This window comes from Microbacterium sp. Root322 (genome assembly GCF_001425645.1).
GTDB lineage: Bacteria > Actinomycetota > Actinomycetes > Actinomycetales > Microbacteriaceae > Microbacterium > Microbacterium maritypicum.
Window position 1 is genome coordinate 727,964 of record NZ_LMCS01000001.1, and the last position, 21,469, is coordinate 749,432.

At 65.2% G+C, this 21,469-nt stretch carries 18 protein-coding genes, 1 tRNA gene and 1 other RNA gene; 11 read left to right on the plus strand and 9 right to left on the minus strand.

Annotated elements, in window-relative coordinates:
- Window positions 1-250: 250 nt before the first annotated feature.
- Window positions 251-550, plus strand: a complete 300-nt coding sequence (locus ASC55_RS03470) for a hypothetical protein (protein ID WP_017830822.1) — start codon at window positions 251-253, stop codon at window positions 548-550.
- Between the two features lie 24 nt (window positions 551-574).
- Here the strand turns inward: ASC55_RS03470 and ASC55_RS03475 are convergent, their stop codons facing one another.
- From ASC55_RS03475 to ASC55_RS03485, 3 genes are read right to left on the minus strand one after another with little or no spacing between them, the layout of a single operon-like run.
- Window positions 575-1,759, minus strand: coding sequence for an acetyl-CoA C-acetyltransferase (locus tag ASC55_RS03475; protein WP_055872691.1), 1,185 nt, complete (start codon window positions 1,757-1,759; stop codon window positions 575-577).
- Window positions 1,752-2,420: a CoA transferase subunit B gene (locus ASC55_RS03480; protein ID WP_200935133.1), complete on the minus strand. Its 669-nt coding sequence runs from the start codon at window positions 2,418-2,420 to the stop codon at window positions 1,752-1,754. Before ASC55_RS03480 ends, ASC55_RS03475 begins: the two co-directional genes overlap by 8 nt.
- A 1-nt stretch (window position 2,421) precedes the next feature.
- Window positions 2,422-3,195: a CoA transferase subunit A gene (locus ASC55_RS03485; protein ID WP_055868674.1), complete on the minus strand. Its 774-nt coding sequence runs from the start codon at window positions 3,193-3,195 to the stop codon at window positions 2,422-2,424.
- 104 nt (window positions 3,196-3,299) lie between these two features.
- Between ASC55_RS03485 and ASC55_RS03490 the strand changes: the two genes are divergently transcribed.
- From ASC55_RS03490 to ASC55_RS03505, 4 genes are read left to right on the plus strand one after another with little or no spacing between them, the layout of a single operon-like run.
- Window positions 3,300-4,085 carry an IclR family transcriptional regulator gene (locus tag ASC55_RS03490; RefSeq protein ID WP_055872694.1) on the plus strand — a complete coding sequence of 262 codons (786 nt, stop codon included), beginning with the start codon at window positions 3,300-3,302 and terminating at the stop codon, window positions 4,083-4,085.
- Between the two features lie 35 nt (window positions 4,086-4,120).
- Window positions 4,121-4,558 (plus strand): MarR family winged helix-turn-helix transcriptional regulator, encoded by a 438-nt coding sequence (locus ASC55_RS03495; protein ID WP_017830827.1) that lies wholly within the window; start codon window positions 4,121-4,123, stop codon window positions 4,556-4,558.
- On the plus strand, window positions 4,555-5,784 hold the full coding sequence (locus tag ASC55_RS03500) for an MFS transporter (protein ID WP_055872696.1): 1,230 nt from the start codon (window positions 4,555-4,557) through the stop codon (window positions 5,782-5,784). Before ASC55_RS03495 ends, ASC55_RS03500 begins: the two co-directional genes overlap by 4 nt.
- A gap of 38 nt (window positions 5,785-5,822) precedes the next feature.
- A complete protein-coding gene (locus ASC55_RS03505) occupies window positions 5,823-6,305 on the plus strand; it encodes a YbaK/EbsC family protein (protein ID WP_055872697.1) in 483 nt (160 codons plus the stop codon).
- Window positions 6,306-6,408: 103 nt separating this feature from the next.
- Here the strand turns inward: ASC55_RS03505 and ASC55_RS03510 are convergent, their stop codons facing one another.
- Together ASC55_RS03510 and ASC55_RS03515 are read right to left on the minus strand one after the other, a co-directional pair.
- On the minus strand, window positions 6,409-7,911 hold the full coding sequence (locus tag ASC55_RS03510; RefSeq protein ID WP_055872699.1) for an Ig-like domain-containing protein: 1,503 nt from the start codon (window positions 7,909-7,911) through the stop codon (window positions 6,409-6,411).
- Window positions 7,912-8,425: 514 nt separating this feature from the next.
- Complete coding sequence (locus ASC55_RS03515; RefSeq protein WP_157559402.1) at window positions 8,426-8,938, minus strand: hypothetical protein; 513 nt, start codon at window positions 8,936-8,938, stop codon at window positions 8,426-8,428.
- Between the two features lie 743 nt (window positions 8,939-9,681).
- On the opposite strand from ASC55_RS03515, the gene ASC55_RS03520 reads away from it, so the two are divergent.
- From ASC55_RS03520 to ASC55_RS03530, 3 genes are all read left to right on the plus strand, one after another.
- Complete coding sequence (locus ASC55_RS03520; RefSeq protein WP_157559403.1) at window positions 9,682-10,272, plus strand: hypothetical protein; 591 nt, start codon at window positions 9,682-9,684, stop codon at window positions 10,270-10,272.
- Window positions 10,269-10,466: a DUF3072 domain-containing protein gene (locus tag ASC55_RS03525; RefSeq protein WP_055872706.1), complete on the plus strand. Its 198-nt coding sequence runs from the start codon at window positions 10,269-10,271 to the stop codon at window positions 10,464-10,466. The genes ASC55_RS03520 and ASC55_RS03525 overlap by 4 nt, the downstream gene beginning before the upstream one ends.
- A gap of 687 nt (window positions 10,467-11,153) precedes the next feature.
- Window positions 11,154-12,344 (plus strand): tyrosine-type recombinase/integrase, encoded by a 1,191-nt coding sequence (locus tag ASC55_RS03530; protein WP_162243038.1) that lies wholly within the window; start codon window positions 11,154-11,156, stop codon window positions 12,342-12,344.
- Here the strand turns inward: ASC55_RS03530 and ASC55_RS03535 are convergent.
- Both ASC55_RS03535 and ASC55_RS03540 read right to left on the minus strand, forming a co-directional pair.
- Window positions 12,341-15,334 (minus strand): SIR2 family NAD-dependent protein deacylase, encoded by a 2,994-nt coding sequence (locus tag ASC55_RS03535; RefSeq protein WP_162243039.1) that lies wholly within the window; start codon window positions 15,332-15,334, stop codon window positions 12,341-12,343. The two genes, ASC55_RS03530 and ASC55_RS03535, sit on opposite strands and share 4 nt — an antisense overlap.
- Before the next feature lie 284 nt (window positions 15,335-15,618).
- Window positions 15,619-15,691 (minus strand) — tRNA-Lys (locus ASC55_RS03540).
- Between the two features lie 156 nt (window positions 15,692-15,847).
- On the opposite strand from ASC55_RS03540, the gene ASC55_RS03545 reads away from it, so the two are divergent.
- Both ASC55_RS03545 and ASC55_RS03550 read left to right on the plus strand, forming a co-directional pair.
- On the plus strand, window positions 15,848-16,645 hold the full coding sequence (locus ASC55_RS03545; protein WP_055872712.1) for an inositol monophosphatase family protein: 798 nt from the start codon (window positions 15,848-15,850) through the stop codon (window positions 16,643-16,645).
- Between the two features lie 20 nt (window positions 16,646-16,665).
- A complete protein-coding gene (locus tag ASC55_RS03550) occupies window positions 16,666-17,232 on the plus strand; it encodes a hypothetical protein (RefSeq protein WP_017830833.1) in 567 nt (188 codons plus the stop codon).
- Between the two features lie 23 nt (window positions 17,233-17,255).
- Here the strand turns inward: ASC55_RS03550 and ASC55_RS03555 are convergent, their stop codons facing one another.
- Together ASC55_RS03555 and ssrA are read right to left on the minus strand one after the other, a co-directional pair.
- On the minus strand, window positions 17,256-20,126 hold the full coding sequence (locus ASC55_RS03555; protein WP_055872715.1) for an HAD-IC family P-type ATPase: 2,871 nt from the start codon (window positions 20,124-20,126) through the stop codon (window positions 17,256-17,258).
- Window positions 20,127-20,290: 164 nt separating this feature from the next.
- Window positions 20,291-20,660: a transfer-messenger RNA gene (gene ssrA, locus ASC55_RS17240) on the minus strand.
- Window positions 20,661-20,801: 141 nt separating this feature from the next.
- Here ssrA and ASC55_RS03560 point away from each other — a divergent pair.
- Window positions 20,802-21,467 (plus strand): SIMPL domain-containing protein, encoded by a 666-nt coding sequence (locus ASC55_RS03560; RefSeq protein WP_055872717.1) that lies wholly within the window; start codon window positions 20,802-20,804, stop codon window positions 21,465-21,467.
- Window positions 21,468-21,469: the final 2 nt, after the last annotated feature.

Sequence of the window (21,469 nt, forward strand, 5' to 3'; positions counted from 1 at the left end):
AATGCCGACGGCCGGTAGATACACGGTTGTGCGGCCGCGGGCGAGCCGCGACCTGGCCATGATAGCGGGTGCACCCGGGGTTCGGCAGGGAGACGCCGGGTCCGTTCTCTCCGCGCGCGCTCGACACGCACGCCGCATTCGACTCGTTCGTCTGCGGACGCTGCGCTTCATCTGCCCCTCCCTTGCCAGGATCGGGGAGGGGTTGTCAAGGCTCGGTGCGACCGGGGGTGCGGGAAGGTACCGTGGGGGAATGCGCTACCTCTTCAGCACCGGACTTGTCGCTGCGATCTCCGCCGGGGTCTCCCTGCTGCGCGGCACCCGCGAGCAGCCCGTCACCTGGCGCGCCGTCCTGTCCTGGGTGAGTTGGGCGATCACCATGGCTCTCGCCGTCGGCGCCGTGGTCGACATGAACCGCGAGCGACGCGGTGTGCGGGTCGACGCCGATTCCCCGCAGTCGGTCAAGAAGGCGAAGAAAGCGCAGCGACTGCAGTTCCGTTCGCAGAAGGCCCTCGCCGACACGCAGGACCACGCCAAGGACGCGCGTCCCTGAGCGCGGTCCCGCCCGCGACTCCCGTCACCGGGTGAGGATGAGCGCCTCGCCCTGACCGCCGCCGCCGCACAAGCCGACGGCTGCCGTACCTGCGCCTCGACGCGCGAGCTCGTGCGCGACATGCACCACCAGCCTGTTGCCGGAAGCGCCGATCGGGTGGCCGATCGCGATACCTCCGCCGTGGATGTTCACGATGGCCTCGTCGAGGCCGAGTTCGACCTGCGAACGCGCGACGACCGCACCGAACGCCTCGTTGATCTCCACGAGGTCGAGATCCGAGGGGGCGATGCCCTGCTTCTCGCACGCGCGCTCGATCGCCCGCGCCGGCTGCGCCTGCAGGGAGTTGTCCGGCCCGGCCGTCTGCCCGCTCGCGCCGACGGTCACGAGCACGGGCCATCCCTTGGCCTCCGCGGTCCGTCTAGTGGTCACGACCACGGCCGAGGCGCCGTCCGAGATCGGTGAGGAGTTCCCCGCGGTGATCGAACCGCCTTCCGCGAAAGCTGCGCGCAGCCCCGCGAGGGTCTCGACCGTGGTGTCGGGGCGCACGCCCTCGTCCTTCGTGACACGCACGGGCTCGCCGCGGCGCTGGGGAACGTCCACGGCGACGATCTCCACATCGAACACACCCGCTTCCTGCGCGGCGGTGGCGCGCTGATGCGAGAGCGCGGCGACGCGGTCCTGTGCCTGCCGGGTGAGATCGAAACGCGCGTTGTGCCGTTCGGTGGATGCCCCCATGCTCTCCCGGTCGTACGCATCCGTGAGCCCGTCGTAGGCCATGTGGTCGAGCACCTCGACGCTCCCGTATGCCCAGCCGTCGCGCGATCCCATGAGCAGGTGGGGTGCGCGCGTCATCGACTCCATCCCGGCGGCGACCACCACCTCGGCGTCTCCGGTGCGGATCATCCGCGCCGCGTCGATGACCGCGGTCAGCCCTGAGAGGCACACCTTGTTCACGGAGTGCGCAGGGACGTCCCAGCCGATGCCCGCGCCGATGGCCGCCTGACGGGCTGCGTTCTGCCCGGATCCGGCGGCCAGCACCTGACCGACGATCACCGCGTCGATGTCTGCGGGTGCGATGGAGCCCTGCTCCAGGGCTCCACGGATGGCCAAGGAACCGAGCTGGGGGGCGGTGAACGCGGCGAGCTGCCCCTTGAGGCGTCCCTGCGGGGTGCGAGCAGCGGCGACGATGACGACGTCGTTCTCAGTCATGGTCCATGATCCTTCCGGTGAGCAGAGCGTGGGAGACGATGAGGGGTGGTTCGGTCGCGGCGATGACCTCGTCGACCGTGACGTCGGGTGCGGTCTCGACGAGCACCAGCCCCTCTGCGGTCACGTCGATCACGGCGAGGTCGGTGATGATCCGATCGACCACACCGCGACCGGTCAGCGGCAGCGAGCATTCGTCGACGATCTTCGCCGAACCGTCCTTCGCGACGTGCTCCATGAGCACGATGACCCGGCCGGCCCCGTGCACGAGATCCATGGCACCGCCGGGCCCCTTCACCATCTTGCCCGGGATCATCCAGTTCGCGAGATCGCCGGTCGCGGAGACCTGCATCGCCCCGAGGATCGCCGCGTCGATCTTGCCTCCGCGGATCATGCCGAAGCTGGTCGCCGAGTCGAAGAACGCGGCGCCGGGAAGAGTGGTGACCGTCTCCTTGCCCGCGTTGATGAGGTCGGGGTCGACGGATTCCTCGCTCGGGTAGGGACCGACGCCCAGGATGCCGTTCTCCGACTGCAGGACGACGGTGATGCCGCGCGGCACGTGGTTGGGCACGAGCGTGGGCAAGCCGATGCCCAGGTTCACGTAGGCGCCGTCCTGCAGCTCGGCGGCCGCTCTGGCAGCCATCTGCTCACGGGTGAGTGCCATCTCAGGCTCCTTCCGCGGCGACCGTGCGCCGCTCGATGCGCTTGGGGATGTCGGTGCCGACCTCGACGATGCGATGCACGAAGACCCCGGGGAGGTGGATGCTGTCGGGATCGAGCTCCCCCGGCTCCACGAGCTGCTCGACCTGGGCGATGCAGATGCGACCGGCCATCGCGGCGAGCGGATTGAAGTTGCGCGCCGCCTTGTTGAACACGAGATTGCCGTGGCGATCTCCGCGGGCGGCGTGCACCAGAGAGAAATCGGTGGTGATCGCCTCCTCGAGCACGAAGTCCCTCGCCTCCCCGTTCACCTCGAAGCTGCGCACGTCCTTCACCGGCGAGGCGACCGCGATCGTGCCGTCCGGGTTGTACCTGCGCGGCAGGCCCCCCTCGGCGACCTGCGTGCCGACGCCCGTCTGGGTGAAGAAACCCGCGATCCCCGAGCCGCCGGCCCTGAGCTTCTCGGCCAGGGTGCCCTGCGGGGTGAGTTCGAGCTCGAGTTCACCGCTGAGGAACTGGCGCTCGAACTCCTTGTTCTCCCCGACATACGACGATGTCATCTTGCGGATGCGCTGGGCGGCGAGCAGGACGCCGAGGCCCCAGTCGTCCACTCCGCAGTTGTTGCTCACGACGCTGAGGTCTCTCGTCCCCTGCGCCAGAAGAGCCTCGATCAAGGCGATCGGGTTCCCGGACAGGCCGAACCCGCCGACCGCCAGTGACGATCCGTCCTCGATGTCGGAGACCGCCGCCTCCGCTGACTCCCACTGCTTGTCGATCACGTCGGCTCCTTCGGTTCCGTGCTCTCCTCAGCATCCGTCCGGGGGAGCCGTCCGGGAAAGCCGGATCTTGCGATGTGGCCGAACCCAGAGGTAGCGTCCACATTATGGAACTCACAACCTCGGTGCCCGGCACTCAGGCGATCGCCAGGGCCGCACGTCTTCTACGTCTGGTCACGGCCGCAGGTTCCGACGGGGCCTCACTTCAGGAGCTCGCCATAGCCGCCGACCTCTCGCGTTCGACCGCCCACCGGCTCCTGAGCGCTCTGAAGTCGGAGGGCCTCGTCGACCGCGACGGCGCGAGCACCAGGTGGATGCCGGGTCCGGAGCTGTTCCTCATGGGATCGGTGGCGGCCGCGCGGTACGACGTGACAGCACTGGCCCGGGACATCGTGCGCTCACTGGCCGTCAAGACCGAGGAGAGCGCGTTCCTCTCCGTCCGGCGCGCAGACGAGACGGTGTGCCTGCTCCGCGAAGAGGGCTCCTTCCCTATCCGATCCTTCGTCCTCAGTGAAGGAGTGCGCTTCCCCCTCGGTGTCGCCAGCGCCGGGCTCGCCATCCTCGCCTTCCTCCCTGACCACGATGTGGACGCCTACTTGGAGCGTCATCCCGAGCTCGAGGGCTCCTGGGGACGCGCCCACGGTCAGCGGCCCCTTCGGACACGTCTCGCCGAGACCAAGGAACGGGGATACGCGGTCAACCCCGGTCTGATCGTCGAGGGCAGCTGGGGCCTGGGCGCTGCGGTCTTCGATCGCTCCGGCCGCCCGGAGTGGGCGCTGAGCCTGACCGGCGTCGCGTTCCGCTTCGGCCCCGACCGGATGGCCGAGCTCGGGCGGACCCTCCTCGCGCACGCACATCAGCTCTCCGCGCGGATCTCCAGCACGAGGCGGTGATCCGATTACATACCATCGGGTATATACTCGCTGGTATGAATCGTGCGGATGTCATCCCTTCCCTCGTCCTCTCGGGATACGCACTCGGCCGCATCGCCGCTCAGGACGCCGGAAACGACGCCCCCGCGGCGCAGTGGCGGGTGCTGAGTCTGCTCGAGCAGGCAGGAGCCAGGCGAGTGGGTGAACTCGCCCACGCAGCGCGGACCACGCAACCGGGCATGACGCGTCTGCTCGGTGCGCTCGAGCGCGAGGAACTCGTGCGCCGCTCCCCCGATCCCGACGACTCCCGCGCGACCGTCGTCGACATCACCTCCCGGGGCACTGCTGCGCTCGCCTCATGGCGCGCCGAGTTCCGCGAGACGCTCGCGCCGAGGTTCGCCGCGTTGACCGATGCGGAATGGTCTGCCCTCACCCGCGCGGCGGAGATCCTCGCCGCGCACACCGCCACTGATCGAACAGGAGAATCTCGGTGAACACCCCCGCCACCCCCTCGGTGTGGAAGCAGCCGGCACAGGTCTGGGCCGTCGCCTTCGCCTGCGTCGTCGCCTTCATGGGAATCGGACTGGTCGACCCGATCCTTCCCGCGATCGCCGAGTCGCTCCAGGCATCCCCGGTCGAGACGGAGCTGCTGTTCACCAGCTACCTGTTGGTGACCGGGCTCGCGATGCTCGTGACCAGCTGGATCTCCAGCCGCATCGGCGCGAAGGCCACCCTGCTCATCGGACTGGCGCTGATCGTGGTGTTCGCGCTGCTGTGCGCCTTGAGCGGCAGCGTCGATGCGGTGATCGGATTCCGAGCCGGCTGGGGTCTCGGCAACGCCCTGTTCATCTCGACGGCGCTGGCGACCATCGTCGGCGCAGCCTCCGGGGGCAGCAGCGCGGCGATCGTCCTGTACGAAGCGGCGCTCGGCCTCGGCATCGCCATCGGTCCGCTCCTCGGCGGTCTCCTGGGTGAGCAGAGCTGGCGCGGACCGTTCTTCGGCGTCGTCGTGCTGATGGCGATCGCCTTCGTCGCCGTGCTCGTCCTCCTGCGCGGCCCCCGGGAGAAGCGGGTCCCCGTGAAGTTCTCCGCCCCGTTCACCGCCCTGCGACGCCCCGCACTCGCGGTACTGGCGATCACGGCCCTGTTCTACAACATCGGCTTCTTCGTCCTGCTCGCGTTCTCACCGTTCCCCCTGGGCTTCGGGGCGATGGGCATCGGCCTCACGTTCTTCGGCTGGGGTGTCGCGCTCGCCGTCACCAGCGTCTGGGTCGCACCGCTCCTCATGCGTCGGATGGCCCGCACCCGCATCATCCTGGTCGTGCTCCCCCTGCTGGCGATCGATCTCATCGCCGCGGGACTCCTGGTGGCGAACGCCGCCGCGCTGGTCGCCTGCATCGTGGTCGGCGGACTCCTCCTCGGCGTGATGAACACCGTGCTGACCGAAGCGGTGATGGAGGCGACCGACCTCCCCCGCTCCGTCGCCTCCTCGGCATACTCGGCCGTCCGCTTCCTCGGCGGCGCGATGGCTCCCCCGATCGCGGCGTTGCTGTGGCATGCGTTCAACGCGACGGTGCCCTACCTGTTCGCCGCCGCCTCGGTGCTGCTCGCCGCCCTCACCGTCCTCCTCGGACGCCGGGCACTGGCCCACATCGACGACGAGCCCGCTGACACCACGACGGAAGACGCCGCAGCGATCCTCGTCGGTGACGCCGCCTGAGTCGGCACGGCCGAACGCTCCTTGGATATCGTGGGGCGATGAGTGAAACGGCTTCTCTCCCCGAACGCAGCAGGATCGTGCAGCGACACCTCGCGGAAGCGGGCGTCGACACCGTGATCCGTGTGCTCCCCGATTCGGCGCGCACGGCGGCGGAGGCCGCGACGGCGATCGGATGCGAGGTGTCGGCGATCGCCAACAGCCTCGTCTTCCTCGCCGACGGCGCGCCCGTTCTGGTGATGACCAGCGGCGGACACCGCGTGGATCTCGTCACCCTGACGAGCAGTATCGGGGTGGACGAGGTGTCCATGGCCCCCGCGTCCATCGTCCGCTCTGCCACGGGCCAGGCGATCGGTGGCGTCGCGCCCGTTGGACACCCCGCACCGCTTCGCACCTACATCGACGAAGACCTGCAGCACCACGAGACGCTCTGGGCGGCCGCGGGGCACCCTCACACCGTCATGCCGTTGACCTTCGAACAGCTCCGCACCATCACCGAAGGCACGGTCATCTCGGTGGCCTGACTGGCGCAGCACCACGATCCCTCGCGAGCCGCAGGCACCCGCGGAAACGGCGAGGCCGGCGCCCAGGAGCGGAAGCTCCTCGGCACCGGCCTCGTGCGATCGATCAGTCCTGGGTGACGCGCGCACGAGCGCGCACGGCTCCGAGAACGGTGAGCGCCATACCGAGCACCAGCGCCGCGCCCCCGGCCCAGAGCATCCCGGCGGGTACATTCCCTCCGGTGGTGGCCAGCGACGATCCGCCCGTGAGCGGCAGCTCGGTCGGTGGCGTGACGACGGTCGGCGGTGTCGTCGGCGGAATCACCGGCGGCGTCGTGGTGGCTGTGTTGGTGAGGGTGACTGCGAGCGTGGTGCCGGCTCCGACGGTGAGCTGGGCTCCCCCATCGGCCAGCGCGGTGACCCCGGTTCCTGAGAACACAGGCGCACCCCACTCGATTCCGTCGAGGACCGGCGGAGTCAGCTCCGACAACGTCACCACGGTCCCCGCCGGCAGCTGGATGAGCGGCGCAGTGGCCCCGGCCGTGACGGTGACGGTGCGTTCGACGACCGGATCACCATAGCTGTATCGCACCGTGTACTCGGCATCGGCCGGCACGCCGGACGCACCGGATCCGCCGACGAGCTTGGTCACGGTGAACGCACCGGTCGCGTCGCCGTCCCCGGTCCCTCCGCCCGTGACCGTCCACGCCCTCGTCTCCTTGAGCTTGACGCCGTTGACGTCGGCCGTGTTGGCGAAGGTCGCGCCGTCCGCCTGCGAACTCGGCACGGTGAAGTACTTCACGAAGTACATCCGCGTCGGGTCGACCGGTCCAGGGATCTCGAGGTGGAAGGAGGTTCCGTCGGCGTTCCAGGATCCGGTCCAGTTCGTGATCGGCTGCGGATCCAGATCCTGCATCGTGGTGCTCCACACCACGAGCTGACCGTCTTCGTTGTGATGCTCCGCGAGCCCGTCGCCCGCACCGGTGAGGGTGTCGTCGACCACGATCGACTCCGCACCCTCGAAGCTCGCACCGGGCAGCATCAGCTGCCACGCGATCCTGCCGTCAGCGGTCTGCCACGACCACTTCTGCGGGTCGGTGGGCAGCGGCTCGGACGGACCGATACCGCCACCGGGGATCTCGACCGGCGTGATGGTGCCGTCGACCGTGAACTCCACCGTGCTCTCCGTCGTCTGCTCGTCAGCCGAGGCGACGAACCACAGCGATCCGGTCACCCCGGTGCGCCCGTTCACGTAGTCGGTGAGCGTGCATGTCACGACCGGAGAGGCATCGGAGCTCACGGTGCACTCAGCGATCGCCTTGCTCGGGTCCTCAGCCGAGGGCACGGAGAACGACGTCCCGGCGCTGGCGAACTCCTTCGGGAGCGTGAATCCGAAGGTCTGACCGCCGACGGCCCCGTCCGGCACCGCCCAGTCGGCGTCGACACGCACCCGGTCCCACTGCGACACGCCGCCACCACCGCCCACGGTCGTCACGGTGATCGACGATGGATCGATGGCCGCGGGATAGTCGTACTCCGCCGCCGAAGCGGCCCCCGCCCCCGCGAGAGTGATCACGGTGGTGAGCACTGCAGCTGCCGCGGCGATGATCGCGGTCGTCTTTCGGCGCACGCCGGCGCCGCCTCTTCTCTCGTGCAAGATCTTCCCCAGTTTCTTGATGGCCCCACTCCTCCGGCGCGGCTGCTGCGCAGCTGTGCCTCCGAAGGCGCGAGGCGTGTGTCCCCACCTGAGAGACCACGTCGGGGCCGATCCATTACGCGATACCGCCGGATTCCCCACACGGACCCGACTCGGAACCACGACGGGATCGACGACAGCGCTGCGGGAGCGGAGGGCAACTGGCTGCACCAGGCGCGACCGGAGTCGGACTCGACGTATCGCGTGACGCAGCACAGAAAGCAGAAAAGCCCCGGTAGATGGCGAGATCTACTGAGGCTATTCCGTGCACCCCCTCGGACTTGAACCGAGAACCCACTGTTTGAACAGCAGCGGAATCGGCCGAAATCACGCGTGACGCCGCGTGATCGAGTCGTGCAGTAACACCGGGTCAGGAGCTTTTTTCTAGAAAATGACCACTACGCCAGATCATGCACCTTCTCGACGTCATCCTGACTGAATCCTGAATCTACAGATGCACAGACAGTCCCGAGTTCACGTCAGGGAGTTCTACGCTCTCAGGGGAGAGTGTGGTGGCTCGCAGGTGCTCCAGGAGCTCTGATGCTGAGACTGCGGCCCCGACCTGGGCCTCAGATTCAGGGCGATTGTATCCGGATGTTCGCGCCCGATACACAGTCACGTGTTTCTGCCCAGAGTCGACTGCCCGTGCGGCAACACCGCGCACGTAGTATCTGTTGAACTCTCCGCCCGCCAACAGGCTCGGCGCGTTAGAAGGAACCTTTTTGGCTCCCTTCACCGTCTGCTCCATCGCGTTGAGGATGCCCGGTGACGATAATTCGTTCGCGAACGACTCCGGCGTTCCGGACGCGAGAGCATCCCGGAGCAACTGCGCGTACATGGACTGCCCGTGGGCGCTCAGGCGCGGGCTCTCATAGACCACCCCGGAACGCTCGTCCCTGTCGAGTTCTTGCAGCATGTGGCCGCGCGTAGTCGCGTCTAGGTTCTTGAAATCGAATGCCATCATTGGCCCCCTCGTCGTATGACCGACAGCGTAGCCGACAGGGAGAGCCGATTCTCAAAGCCCGTGTCGCACCGTGCACACAATTAGGCAGTCGCGAAACGTTCGAGTGTATATAGAGATGGATACTCGTACAGCAATTACAGCCCTCCGTGCTCTCGATGCACTCGCCCCAGCCCGTCGTCAGCACCTCGCTACTCTCGTGGCGACGGCCCACAGGGATGCTGAGCGTGCTCGCATCGTGCTTCAGGCCAAGCACGAGAACCGGCACACGCGGGAAGCCCTAGAAGCGTCTCTTAAGGCCGAACTCGCCGCCAGGCACGAGCGAGCACTTAGTAACCCTGAACGGCTCTCAGAGGCCGTCCAGACGTTCCCTGCCCGGGTGGACAGGCTTGACGGCATCCGTGTCCCTGCACCTCGACCGGTGACCACGACATGGACGACACCGACCAAGACCGCTACGACGAGCACGAAGAGGCCCGAGGGTATTGGCGCTAACCGCGCTCAGAGGGTCGCTGAGAGGCCGGAACCCAAGCCAAGAGTCTTGCCCGAGCACGGCACGGTCACGCGCTACCAAGTCCCCCACCTGTGCCGCTGCGAGGAGTGCCGTGCTGCCAAGTCTGCCGCCAACCGCCGCGAGCGCGAGAGGCGAGCAGCAAAGCGCTCTGCACAATCCGTCGATTCAGCCGTATAGATGAAGTAGACCCCCTTGCCGGGAAGCTCAGCGGGGGTCGAATGGAGATGATATGTCACCGATTGTGCAGGACATCTTTGCTGAGGTAGATGCTCCTCAGTTGCCCTCTGCAAAGTGTCCAGAATCTAACAGGAACCATGTTTCTGTTGTAAAGAGTGCTTTCAGGGTAAATGGGCTGAAGCGCGGAACCCGAAAGCGAGAAGGAGAAAGTGACAGGCAGTATCGGTCACGATTGGTATTCAGCGAGATGGTGAGTCAGGCACTCAGGTACATCAACCAATTCGATGGACTCTTTGAGGATGACATGATCGCATCACTTGTCGGACTGCACACCGATGAGATGAATGCTGAAGTGGGGCGACGGGTCTCCCGAGACCACCAGCGGTATGAAGCTCGCAAGGCCGTGGCAGAGGCGCGGAAGATGTGGAGCCGAGAGAAGGCGCAGAAGATCAAGGCCACGGCATCGAAGGCAGGTTCGGTGACGAAGTGGACCCTTGAGGATTTTCTGGAAACTCGCGACATGAAGCCATCTGAAGCCCTCCGCTACCTGAGGGCCAAGAAAGGGATCAAGAGCCGCACCACCATCGACGCCATGAGGAAGCACTTCAGCGGGCTGAACGTTGAGACAGGAGAAGTCACATGAGCGACAACAGGTGGCCAGCGACCGCCAGGCAGAGAGCGTACGGGATCGCCCTCGAAGACCAGTTGGACGAACCTGAATCCATGTGGAACGCGATGACCGTCACCGAGGCATCCCACCGCATCGATGAACTAGTGACGCTGAAGACCTTCAGGCAGATCGTAGAACCCCTCTCAGAAGCCACCGAAGGCACCTGAGAGCGCCTAACACCCCATTCTGGTACATGGATATCACCGTAACAATTTCAGGTCCGCATATCACGTCGGCTATTTCTAAATAATGCGAAGATGTGTCCCAACTTGACCAAATCCGCACGAGACATCGGGACACCCAAGGGGCCGAGTGATCGATAGTAGTAGATGAAGGAAAGCGTCAGCCGAGAGGCTATGCGGGTTTTCCCAGGACTAGTTCACCTGGACTCCTTCCCCGCATAGTTGGGCGCGAAAGGTTCGGTTCCTGCGCTCTCCTTCAAGTACGCGAATTGGAAAGGAACTGGCGGTTCGTCGCCGAAACCCTTAGTACCAGCCTTGAGATTCCGCGAAATGGGGGGATGGATGCAGGGTTTACCCCAGCCCCCTGTGTGAATGGCATCCATCCACTACTACGAGGAAATCAACTTATGGCAAACCAGGGCAAGGCATCGACAATTGCGACCCACCCGGCGCGCGCGGAAATCGAAGCGGCACTAAACGCCGGGGAACCGTACAGGTCGATCGCAGCTAAATATGGCGTGAGCCGGAGTTCGCTATCGAGATTTGTTCTGTCCCGTGCTCCCCTCGCCAAGGTGCTCACAGATGAGCCGAACCTCACTGAAATCATCCCTCGCCTACTAGAGGCGGCAGATGATGCTCAGGCCCTCCGCCGCCAGACCCGAGCCTCTGGCAATGCTGCCGCCCGTGCCCGAGCGATCATGGATTGCCGACCGGTGGCACGGAGAGAAGACGGGCACCGGCTTGCGTTGGCGAGTCGTCTGGATCGACCCTCACACCAAGCGGGAGAAGTCGAAGAGCTTTCGCAAGAAGACCGATGCAGAGTCCTTCCAGTCGAAGACGGAAGACAGCCTTAGGGCTGAGACCTACGTGAGCGCCGAGGTTGCCGCGCTCACCGTCAGGGACGCCGCTGAAGCGTGGATGAACTCGAAGAAGAAGCCGAAGGCGGCGAGCTTGGCCCGTTACCGTGCCGCGCTCGATGATCGCGTGCTCCCGAGGTGGGGCGGGACTCTCCTGAGCGCAATCAAGCGGCAGGACGTTGACCAATGGCTCTCGGACCTCCTCGACGGCTCAGCGCCCCGCAGAGAGGGCATGAGGGCGCATAAGGGCGGCATGTCTCCCGCGACGGTCAGGGCCGCATACATGCCGCTGAACGCCGCACTCCGGTACGCGGTACAAGAGGGATGGCTGAGACGGAACCCGGCGACGGGTGCAGAGCTTCCCGTGCTCGACGCCGATCCTGTCATCTTCCTGACCCATATCGAGCTTGAGGCCCTGACGGAAGCCGCCCGCGAGCACGCCACCCACTCTGATGCCGTCATGGTGGGAGTGATGGGGAACAGTGGGCTCCGCCCTGGTGAGGCCATCGCCTTGACGGTTCAGGACGTGGACCTGAACCGCCGCCGCATCTCAGTTAGCCGTACAGTCACCATCGACGGTAAAGGTAAGTCGATTCTAGGGATGACACCCAAGACCAGGGCGGGCAACCGCGAGGTTCCGATCCCGCCGCATCTGCTCCCCGACCTCAAGGCGCTTATGAAGGATCGACCGGCAAGTGACCTACTCTTCCGCACAGCATCCGGCGCAGCATTGAACATGTCGAACTGGCGCAACAGGACGTGGAAGACCATTACCAAGGCAGCGCACTCACCGACTGGCCTCACCCCGAAGGGTCTGCGCCATACGGCGGCATCGCTCGCCATCGACTCGGGCGCGGACGTGCTCATGGTCCAGAGGATGCTTGGTCACGCCGACGCCAAGGAGACGCTGAACACATACGCCAAGCTCTTTCCTGACCGGCTGGACGAAGTCACGGAGAAAATGTCGAAGGCCCGCGACAAGGCACTGGCCGCGAGATCGAGTTAGGCCTCGATTTCAATCCCCTGCTTCCGTCGGCCCTTCTCCAGGCGGTCGCGATTCAGCTTCGTTTCAAACTTGCTCAAAACATCAGAGCGGTGCTTGACCCCATCGAACTTGTACCTCGCGCTGATCACGCGCCGAAGGAAGTTGCGGATCTCTACCCGCTCCTCCTTTTTCAGAGTCTTATCAGTGATGTAGGCGTAGCGAGCGATGCTCGCGAGGAAGGATGCGCTGAAGAACGTCTTCACCGCATCATCGTCGATGAGCTTTAGGGTCTCGATCCACCGTCTGCTCTTCGTTCCGTAGAGCGCAAGGGTGCGAATCATGCTCCCGTACGAGCCGTTCTCTTCCTGCGTCATGTCGACCTCAACGAGACGTGTCACTAGAGAGGGCCCGCTGAGGCAGTAGCGGACCCCGCTTGCCGTGATCACTGTGGGGATCATGCGCGTGAGGAAGTGTTTGAGCTTTTCGATATCCTCCGGAGTGCGAGCGTCTTCTTCGTCCAGGAGAGAGCTGATGATTTCGTCCAGGTCGGGCAGGGATGAGATCTCAGTCTCGTGTAGGTCAGTGAAGCCCACCCACGCGACAAGCAACTTGCGAAGGATGCGGTCCTTCATGCCCTGGTCTCGTACCTCGTCAGAGTCACGCAGCACGCGCGAAGCCAGGTCGACAACCAACATCGCGACGCGGGACTGCGAAAGGTCCTCGATTCGAGGGACGAGGAACGCGGGTGTGTCGGAATCATCGGAGTCGTCGTAGTAATGGCCGGTCAACCCCTCACGTTCTACGGAGTTGTCGGCCTTGTCAGCCTCATCGTCATCGCCTTCCGCTTCCGTTTCGCGTTCGTCGGAGAACAGCTCCTTTCGAGCTTCAACTTTGCGCACGCTGGAGAAGATCGCGCCCGACGGCTCCGAAACCGCGATGCGCTCAATCTCTCTCTCGACAACGTCCAGAACGTCTTTGGCGTTCCGCGTCATCGCCGCGTAAGAACGCACGATTGAAGCCAGCTGGATCGGAGACTCGAATACGAGTTGTCTGAACTCGGCGTCGTCACGAGCTGCGATGCCAGCCATCAGTTCCAAGTAGGCAGAGCGCTGGAATCGAATCGTATTATCGGAGGAGCGAGCGAGCACTCGGCGAGCGACGAGGTCGTTCACGCACTGGGTCACGTTGTAATCCCAGCCCAGCTCCTCGAACTGAATCTTCAGCCAATCGAGGACGTCAGACTCAGGAGCTTTGTCCTCACGATCCTGCACCAGACGTCGTGCAAGTATCTCCAAGACAAGCCGCTTGTTGCGGAGCGTCATGGACAGCTCGTCCCGGGTTCGAGGGAAGTCAGCGTTTAGAAGGAGATCCAAGTACTGATCGAGGACCGCGATCTCAGATTCCTGCTTCTGGAGCAGGATGCCGCTCTGCACGAGGTCGACTAGCAGGGTGATCGTGAACGGGGTTCGCGGGAGGTTCTTTTCGCGGATGACCACCATCACGTATTCTGCGACTTTGGCCTCGCGTCCAGGCGCGACGCGACGCGCCAGTTCGCGGGCCTCGACGTTGCTAAATCGTCCGAGGTACACAACTGTGACGTCTTGCCCAGTGCGTTCCTTCAGTAGGTTCGCGATGTCCACAGCATCGTTCTGCCGAACTCCCACGACTTTCAGTCCAGCCACTGACTCAGCGATGTCGTCCATTGCCCGGTCGAAGCGAGTTGAGCCATCAAAACGGAGGTTGTCGACACCAAGTGCCATGAGCTTCCTGGTCTCGTCGGAGGGCGACTCCACTCCCCATGACCGGTACGAGCGCTCGATGACTCGACCAATTGGGTTCGCCCCGGACACCATCGGATCAGCAGCGAGAAGGACATGTGCGTTCGCGCGCAGGTCGAGGGCTCGCGTGAGGCAATAGTTCACGGCTGTCGAGACACCCGAAGACTCCTCACCAGCGATGAGAATGATCCCGCCGTCGCGTATCTTCTCGGACAAGTCGACTGGTGCGGGCTTATCTTTCTCGGCGTTGAGAACTGCGTTTGTTGCATACTGGTCGTGGGGTTCGGGGAGGAAGATGGGGGGAACAACGAGGTCCGCGACTGACTTTTCGCTCAGCGTCTCGTTGTCGCGCCATAGCGTTGAGTTATCGCGCAAGGCGTCGAGAACTAAGCTCCGTGATTTTGGTCCCAAACCGGATGGAGTATGGTCAGCGGTCGGTGCGAGAGACAGCAGGAAACCTGCCAGATCGTCATGGGCATCCCCGAAGCCAACGTCGACCACCGTCTTCAGCTCAGTCGTCGAGTCGACTTTTGAGTTGAGACAGAGCCGGTAGTGGGGGTGTGCGCTCGTCGGGAAGCGATCGCCAAAGGCCTTTATCATCGGACTGAAGTTCGGATCAGTAAGGCCGTCACCCACCCCAACGAACAGAAACGTCTTCAACGCGAACGCCCCCGTCTGGACGCTCTGAGCGTCGGCGTTCTCCGTAATCGTCTGATAGTCGCCTTGGGAGAAGATCACGGAATCTATGTCGGTCCAAACGCCGTGCAGGTGACCGATGGCGACAGACTCCTGCAACAGCACACGCCGCATATCGCTCGGACGGTGCCAAGTTGCCGATGGCCGGCTCAGGATCTTCTCTAGCAAGTCGTCATAGTTGGTGGTCAGGATCGGAGCCCCAAGCGCGGCCAGCGCTGTCGGGACATCCGGCTTGACACATGGGAGTTCGCCCACAGACTGCGCGATCCAGCGTCCGAAATCCTCTCCGAGGTACCGCTTCAAGTCGTGAGCGATACCGATCAGGTCTTCTGCGCTCGTCGCCTTCTCCATGCGCAGCTGGAGCAGGGAAGAGGTGTCCGGATCGCGCTTCTCGACGTGGCGAATCCCATCATCGATCAGGCCGACCCATCCGCTCGTTGGCGCTCCGTCAGTAATCCCGCTTGTGACGCCTGTGCCCGCAATGATCACGAGCCGCCCGTTGGCAAGCTCGGTCGCGAGACGTTCCTTGATCTCCACTGTCTCCCCCTCGACCCCATGGCGATGCGTCCATTGCATCCCAATATATTGACACTAGCGAACTGTTGCTTCTTGCTGATTCGCTCTAACGTCGGGGCTCTTGTGGCCAGCGCTGAGGTCCCCTACCCGCCTTCTGTGGGCTAGATGCGCAGCTCGACCTAGCGGATGAGTGGCGAGCGGTCCTGACTGGAACCTGAACGGTCCTTCTCCAGTGCATCGCACGAGAACTTGTCGGGAACGCAGAAAAGCCCTGATAGATGGCGAGATCTACCAGGGCTAGTCCGTGCACCCCCTCGGACTTGAACCGAGAACCCACTGATTAAGAGTCAGTTGCTCTGCCGATTGAGCTAGAGGTGCGTGGCCCGGGATAACCCCGACCGAGGAATTACATTACCAGCCGACCGGGTCCATGTGAAATCGAGCTCGGACCCCGGGCGCGCCGCCCCGGAAACGGCGTCGAAACATGGCCTTTCGGCCCTCCGACGGCGTGGACCCGACGACTATTCTTAGACCGTGACCACCTCCCCCCACGCTGAAGCCCTGCGCCACGACCTCGAGCTCGCCCTCCGCCTGGCCGATGCCGCCGATGCGCAGTCGCTCCCCCGGTTCGATGCCTCGGACCTCGAGATCTCGACCAAGGCCGACAACTCCCACGTGACGGACGCTGATCTCGCCACCGAGCGTGCGATCCGCAGCATCCTCGAGACCGAGCGTCCGGAGGACGGCATCTTCGGCGAGGAGTTCGGCGCTCAGGGCAGCACACAGCGACAGTGGATCATCGATCCGATCGACGGAACGGCCAACTTCCTTCGTGGCGTCCCGCTCTGGGGCACGATGATCGCACTCGCGATCGACGGCGTCCCCCAGATCGGCGTCGTCAGCATGCCGGCGCTCGGGCGACGCTGGTGGGCATCAGAAGGACAAGGCGCCTGGACGACCGTCGAGGGCGAAGCGCGCCGGCTGCGCACCTCGTCCGTCTCCTCTCTCGACGACGCGAGCGTGAGCTTCCAGAGCATCGCGCAGTGGGCGGAGGCCGACCGCCTCGACACGCTCCTGACCGTCGCTGAACGAGTCTGGCGCGACCGCGCCTACGGAGACGTCTACTCCTACATGCTCCTCGCAGAGGGGCGCATCGACATGGTCGCCGAGTTCGGCGTCAAGGAGTACGACATCGCCGCAGCGGTGCCGATCGTCCGCGAAGCCGGCGGACGGATGACGGCTGTCGACGGAACCGAGACGATCTCCTCGCGCTCGACACTTGCCACCAACGGAACACTTCACGGTGACTTCCTGACCCTGATGCAGAGCTGAACCGAACGACGAGGACCGCGATGAACCCCCGGATCATGTCCGCCGCTGCGGGCGTGCTGCTGCTCGCCGCGGCCCTCAGCGCGTGCTCTGCACCGGAACCACGGCCCTCGTCGACGCCTGAAGCCGTCGACCCCCGCCCGACCGAGACCACCGCCCCCGTGAGCTCTCCGACACCCGAGGCGCCCGAAACGGAGCTGACCTGCGAATCGATGATCTCGGCGGGCACGGTCGCAGCCCTCGCTGAGGCCGGCTGGACGGCCGAGACGAAGGAGTTCGTCGCCGGGGGCGTCGAGCTGACCGAGGGGCTGCTGTGCTTCTGGGCCGACTACACCGTCGGCTCCGACCACGGGCAGCTCTACGGCTGGTCGGCCATCGACGACGCCGATGCCGCCTCGGCGCAGTCCGCTCTCCTCGCCGAGGGCTGGAAGCGCGAGGACGGAGCGGACGGTGTCTACTTCACCGAAGACCCCAGATACGCGATGGGTACGGATGATGACGGCTACGGGATGACCTACCTGTTCGGCGACGGCTGGGTGCGCCTCGCCGACACTCGGCAGGGGCTCATCCTCATCGAGTGGCCTCGCTGAGGAGGAGCCGACGTCAGCGCCCGCTACGGGGCCGCTGAACCCATCGAGCTCTCGAGGATGCGTCCGAAGGTGCGCGACACCGGCGGCGTCCATAGCAGAACGATGATCCCGGCTGCGAACGCGGCCGTCAGGGCGGCTCCCCAGTCCCAGCGGTCCCCGAAGGCGAGCACGATCACGCTGAGCGCGATCGCGAGCCCGAGGAAGATCGTGAGCATGAGGCGCGAGAGTCCGCTCCCCCGGCGGATGCCGGCGGCGACCGCGAAGACGAGGAGGCCGAACAGCGCGATGGCCGCCCCGGTGAGGGAGAACACCGAGGCGCTCACATCCGGGTCGTAGCGTCCCAGGAACACCAGGATGCCGAACCCGGTCGCCACGGCGCCGAAAGCGTACGCCAGGACGGCGACCACGGTCGTGATGACGCCGGCGACGACCCGGGGAGCGGATACCGGCGGTGCGGATGCACTGGTGGCGACGCCCGGATCCTTCCGCGACGGCGGCGACAGCACGAGGCGGCGGTGCAGCAGCCGCACGACCTCGATGGCGGCGACCATGACGATCGTGATCCCGGTGAGCGCGACGGCGAGCTCCGGCCCGGGATCGACGAGCACGAAGAACTGTCTTGCCAGCGGAATGCTGAATACGGCGACGAGCAGGATGAACATCGCCCCCACGACGGCCACCTTGAACCGGTTGAGCGGGCGCGCGAGGACAGCCAGCACCCAGATGCCCACGACGGCGAGGATGACCGTGGCTCCTGTGCGCAGCTGCTCCTCGCGCACGCCCAGTCCGTGCGCGACGAACGTGTACCAGGTCAGTCCCAGGGCGACGACGATACCCGAAGGGATCGCGAAGCTGAGTGACCGCCTGAGGAACCCCGGGACGTAGCGTGCCGCGTTGGGCATGAGCGCGAGGAAGAAGGCGGGGATGCCGATGGTGAGGCCGTCGGTGATGGACAGCTGACGCGGCAGGAACGGGAACTCCAGGACGAATGCACCGAAGATGATCGCCAAGAGCGTCGCATAGACCGTCTTGTTCAGGAACAGCATCGACACGCGCTCGATGTTCGCGATGACCTGGCGCCCCTCGGCGACGACATCAGGCAGGTGCGAGAACTGTCCGTCCAGCAGCACGAGCCTGGCGACGGCCTTGGTGGCGGGCGATCCCGAGTTCATCGCGATCCCGATGTCGGCCGCTTTGATGGCGAGAGCATCGTTGACGCCGTCGCCGGTCATCGCGACGGTGTGCCCGTGGCTCTGCAGCGCCGTGACCATGCGCTTCTTCTGCTCGGGGGTGACGCGTCCGAACACCGTGTGCCGGTCGAGCACGTCGGCGAGTTCGGCATCATCGTCGGGAAGCCCTCTGGCATCGAACCCTTCGGCGACGTCGAGTCCGACCTCGCGCGCGATGGCTGCGACGGTGCGAGGGTTGTCGCCCGAGATGATGCGGATGCCGACTTGCTGGCGCCCGAAGTACGCGAGGGTCTGTGCGGCGTCGGGGCGCACCTGCTCCCGGAACGTGAGCACGATGATGGCCTTGAGACCCTCAGGGAGCCGCTCGGCATCGACATCGGCCTCGGAGAGCACCGCGTCGGCATGACCGAGGACCAGCGTGCGTCGGCCGGTCTCGGCCAACGCGGTCACGGTGCGACCGAGCTGCGTGGCCGACGACGTCGCCGCATCGCCGAACACCATCTCCGGCGCCCCCATGACCCATGTCCCAGGGACCTCGGCGAACGAGACCGCGCTCCATTTGCGTGCGGACGAGAACGGGATGTAGCCCGAGACGACGACAGGCGAGATCACAGGGTAGGCCGTTCGCATCGACCGTGCGGTCGCGTTCGCATCGGGCGACGCGGCGTACCACGCCAATACCGCCGCCGCGTCCTCCTCCTGCGGCGAGGTGAGCCCGTCGAGGCGGTGCGCCTCGTCGAACCCGATCTCGCCGACTGTGAGCGTGCCGGTCTTGTCGAGGCATACCACGTCGACGCGCGCGAGGCCTTCCACCGCCGGCAGCTCGTTCACCAGCACTTGCCTGCGGGCGAGCCGTGACGCTCCCACCGCGAACGCGATGCTCGTCATGAGCACGAGGCCGAGCGGGATCATCGCCGTCAACGACGCGATCGCGTTCACCACCGCCTGCACCCAGGCGCCACTCGAGAAGACCGTGGAGTAACCGCCGAGAACGATGATCTGCGCGTTGAGGACGAGAAGCCCGACCGGGCCGATGATCCAGCTGACCCACTTCAAGACCCGATTGACCGATGTGCGCAGCTCACTGGAGACGAGAGAGAAGCGCTTGGCCTCACCCGCGAAGTGGTTCGCATAGGAGTCGGCGCCCACGCGTGTCGCGGTCGCGGTTCCTTCTCCCGCAACGACCACGGCTCCGGAGAGCGCGTCGTCGCCGGGCTGCTTCTCCACCGGGTCCGACTCCCCCGTGAGCATCGACTCGTCGATCTGGAGCCCCCGCGCGGTGAGGACCCGCGCGTCGGCCGGTACCTGCTCTCCGGCCCGGAACACGAGGACATCGTCGAGGACGACCTCTCCCGGCGCGACCTCCACCTCCACACCGTCTCGGAGGACCAGCGCGCGCGGTGCGTTCATCAGCGCGAGACGGTCGAGAGCGGACTTCGCCCGGAACTCCTGCACGCACCCGATGATCGCGTTCGCGAACGCCGCGAGTCCGAAGAGGGCATCCTGCCATCGCCCGACGAGGAACAACACGAAGAAGCAGGCGAAGACGATGCCGTTGAAGAGGGTGAACACGTTCGCGCGTACGATGCTCCACGCGCTGCGGCTGGTGTCGGCGACGAACGCATTGGTCTTGCCGGCGGCGACGCGTTCGGCGACCTCGGTCCTGGTGAGACCGCTCGTGGGTGGTTCCGAAGTGTTGTCCACAGACCTCAATATAGAGCGCCCCCGGCCGTTTTCGAGTGCGTCGCGATGCCATCGCGCCGGAGGGACGGCGCGGGGTCGTTATCGTGTTGCCGCCCCGACGCAGAAAGGCCCGCCTCCCCCAGTTTCCTGGGAGAGGCGGGCCTCATTCCTGTGTGACAGCGACGTGGTGGAGCTGGGGGGAATCGAACCCCCGTCCAACGCTGAGTCTCCACGCCTTCTCCGGGCGCAGTCTGTGAAGACGTTCTACTCGGCTCCGACCTTTGTCACAGACACCTAAGTCGACAAGCCCAGCCTGGGAAGAGTCCCACGTGACGTCCAGACGCCATCACGCAGCAAGATTCCTAGATGACGCCAGGATCCGTATCGGAATCACATACGGCCTGACGGACTATCGGGCTCGCTTATGCAGCGAGGGCGAAGTCGTTGCGCTTGGTTTCGGCAACTATTGTTTTGCAGAGAGCGTTTACGAGATAACTCTGCATCCTCGGCCCGCTTCTCGTGGATTCACAGGCGCTGTCGAAACCGATCAGCCCCGTGGTCCTTCTCTCGAAGGAGCCGCTGTCACACTGTGGAATTACCAGCCCGAGCGGTGAACGCCCGAGCATCACAGACTACAACGTTCTCCGCGGCTACGCCATTCCGCATCCGGTCCGACGGCTGGCGTAGAGTCGCCCCATGAGCGAAGTCACCGTCACCGTCCGCGGCGAGCACGAGGCGCGGGTCGCCCCTGAGCGCGCCACCATCCGCGTCGGAGTGCGTGCGGATGGGCCCGAGCGCACAGCCGTCGTCGAGAACGTGATGCGCCTTGCCGAACCGGTGCGCAGCAGTATCACCGACCGTGCGGATTCGGGCAGCGTCGTCGAGTGGACGAGCAAGCGGCTCTCGGTGCGGGCCGAACGCCCGTGGAGCAACGACGGCAAGCGTCTCGCTCCCGTGTACTACGCGAGCATCGATTTCACCGCCACGTTCGCGGAGGCCTCCGACCTGTCCATCTGGGTCTCCGACATCTCCCCCTGGGACGGGGTCGAGGTGGGCTGGGTGGACTGGCATCTGACCACCGCCACGCGCGCGCAGATCGAGCGCGATGTGGCCGCCGCAGCCGTCGGTGTCGCGGTCACACGAGCCGAGGCCTACGCGGGCGCGCTCGGCCTTGATGAGGTCACTCCCCTGGAGATCGCCGACGTCGGTCTCATCTCCAGCGGACAGCCGTCACCGGGTGCTCCGATGCTCAAAGCGCGTGGTGGGGTGGCGTTCGCCGCCGACGCGGCACCGGCCATGGAATACGAACCCGAGGAGATCGTGATCTCCGCCACGGTGGAGGCGCGCTTCCTCGCCCGATGAGC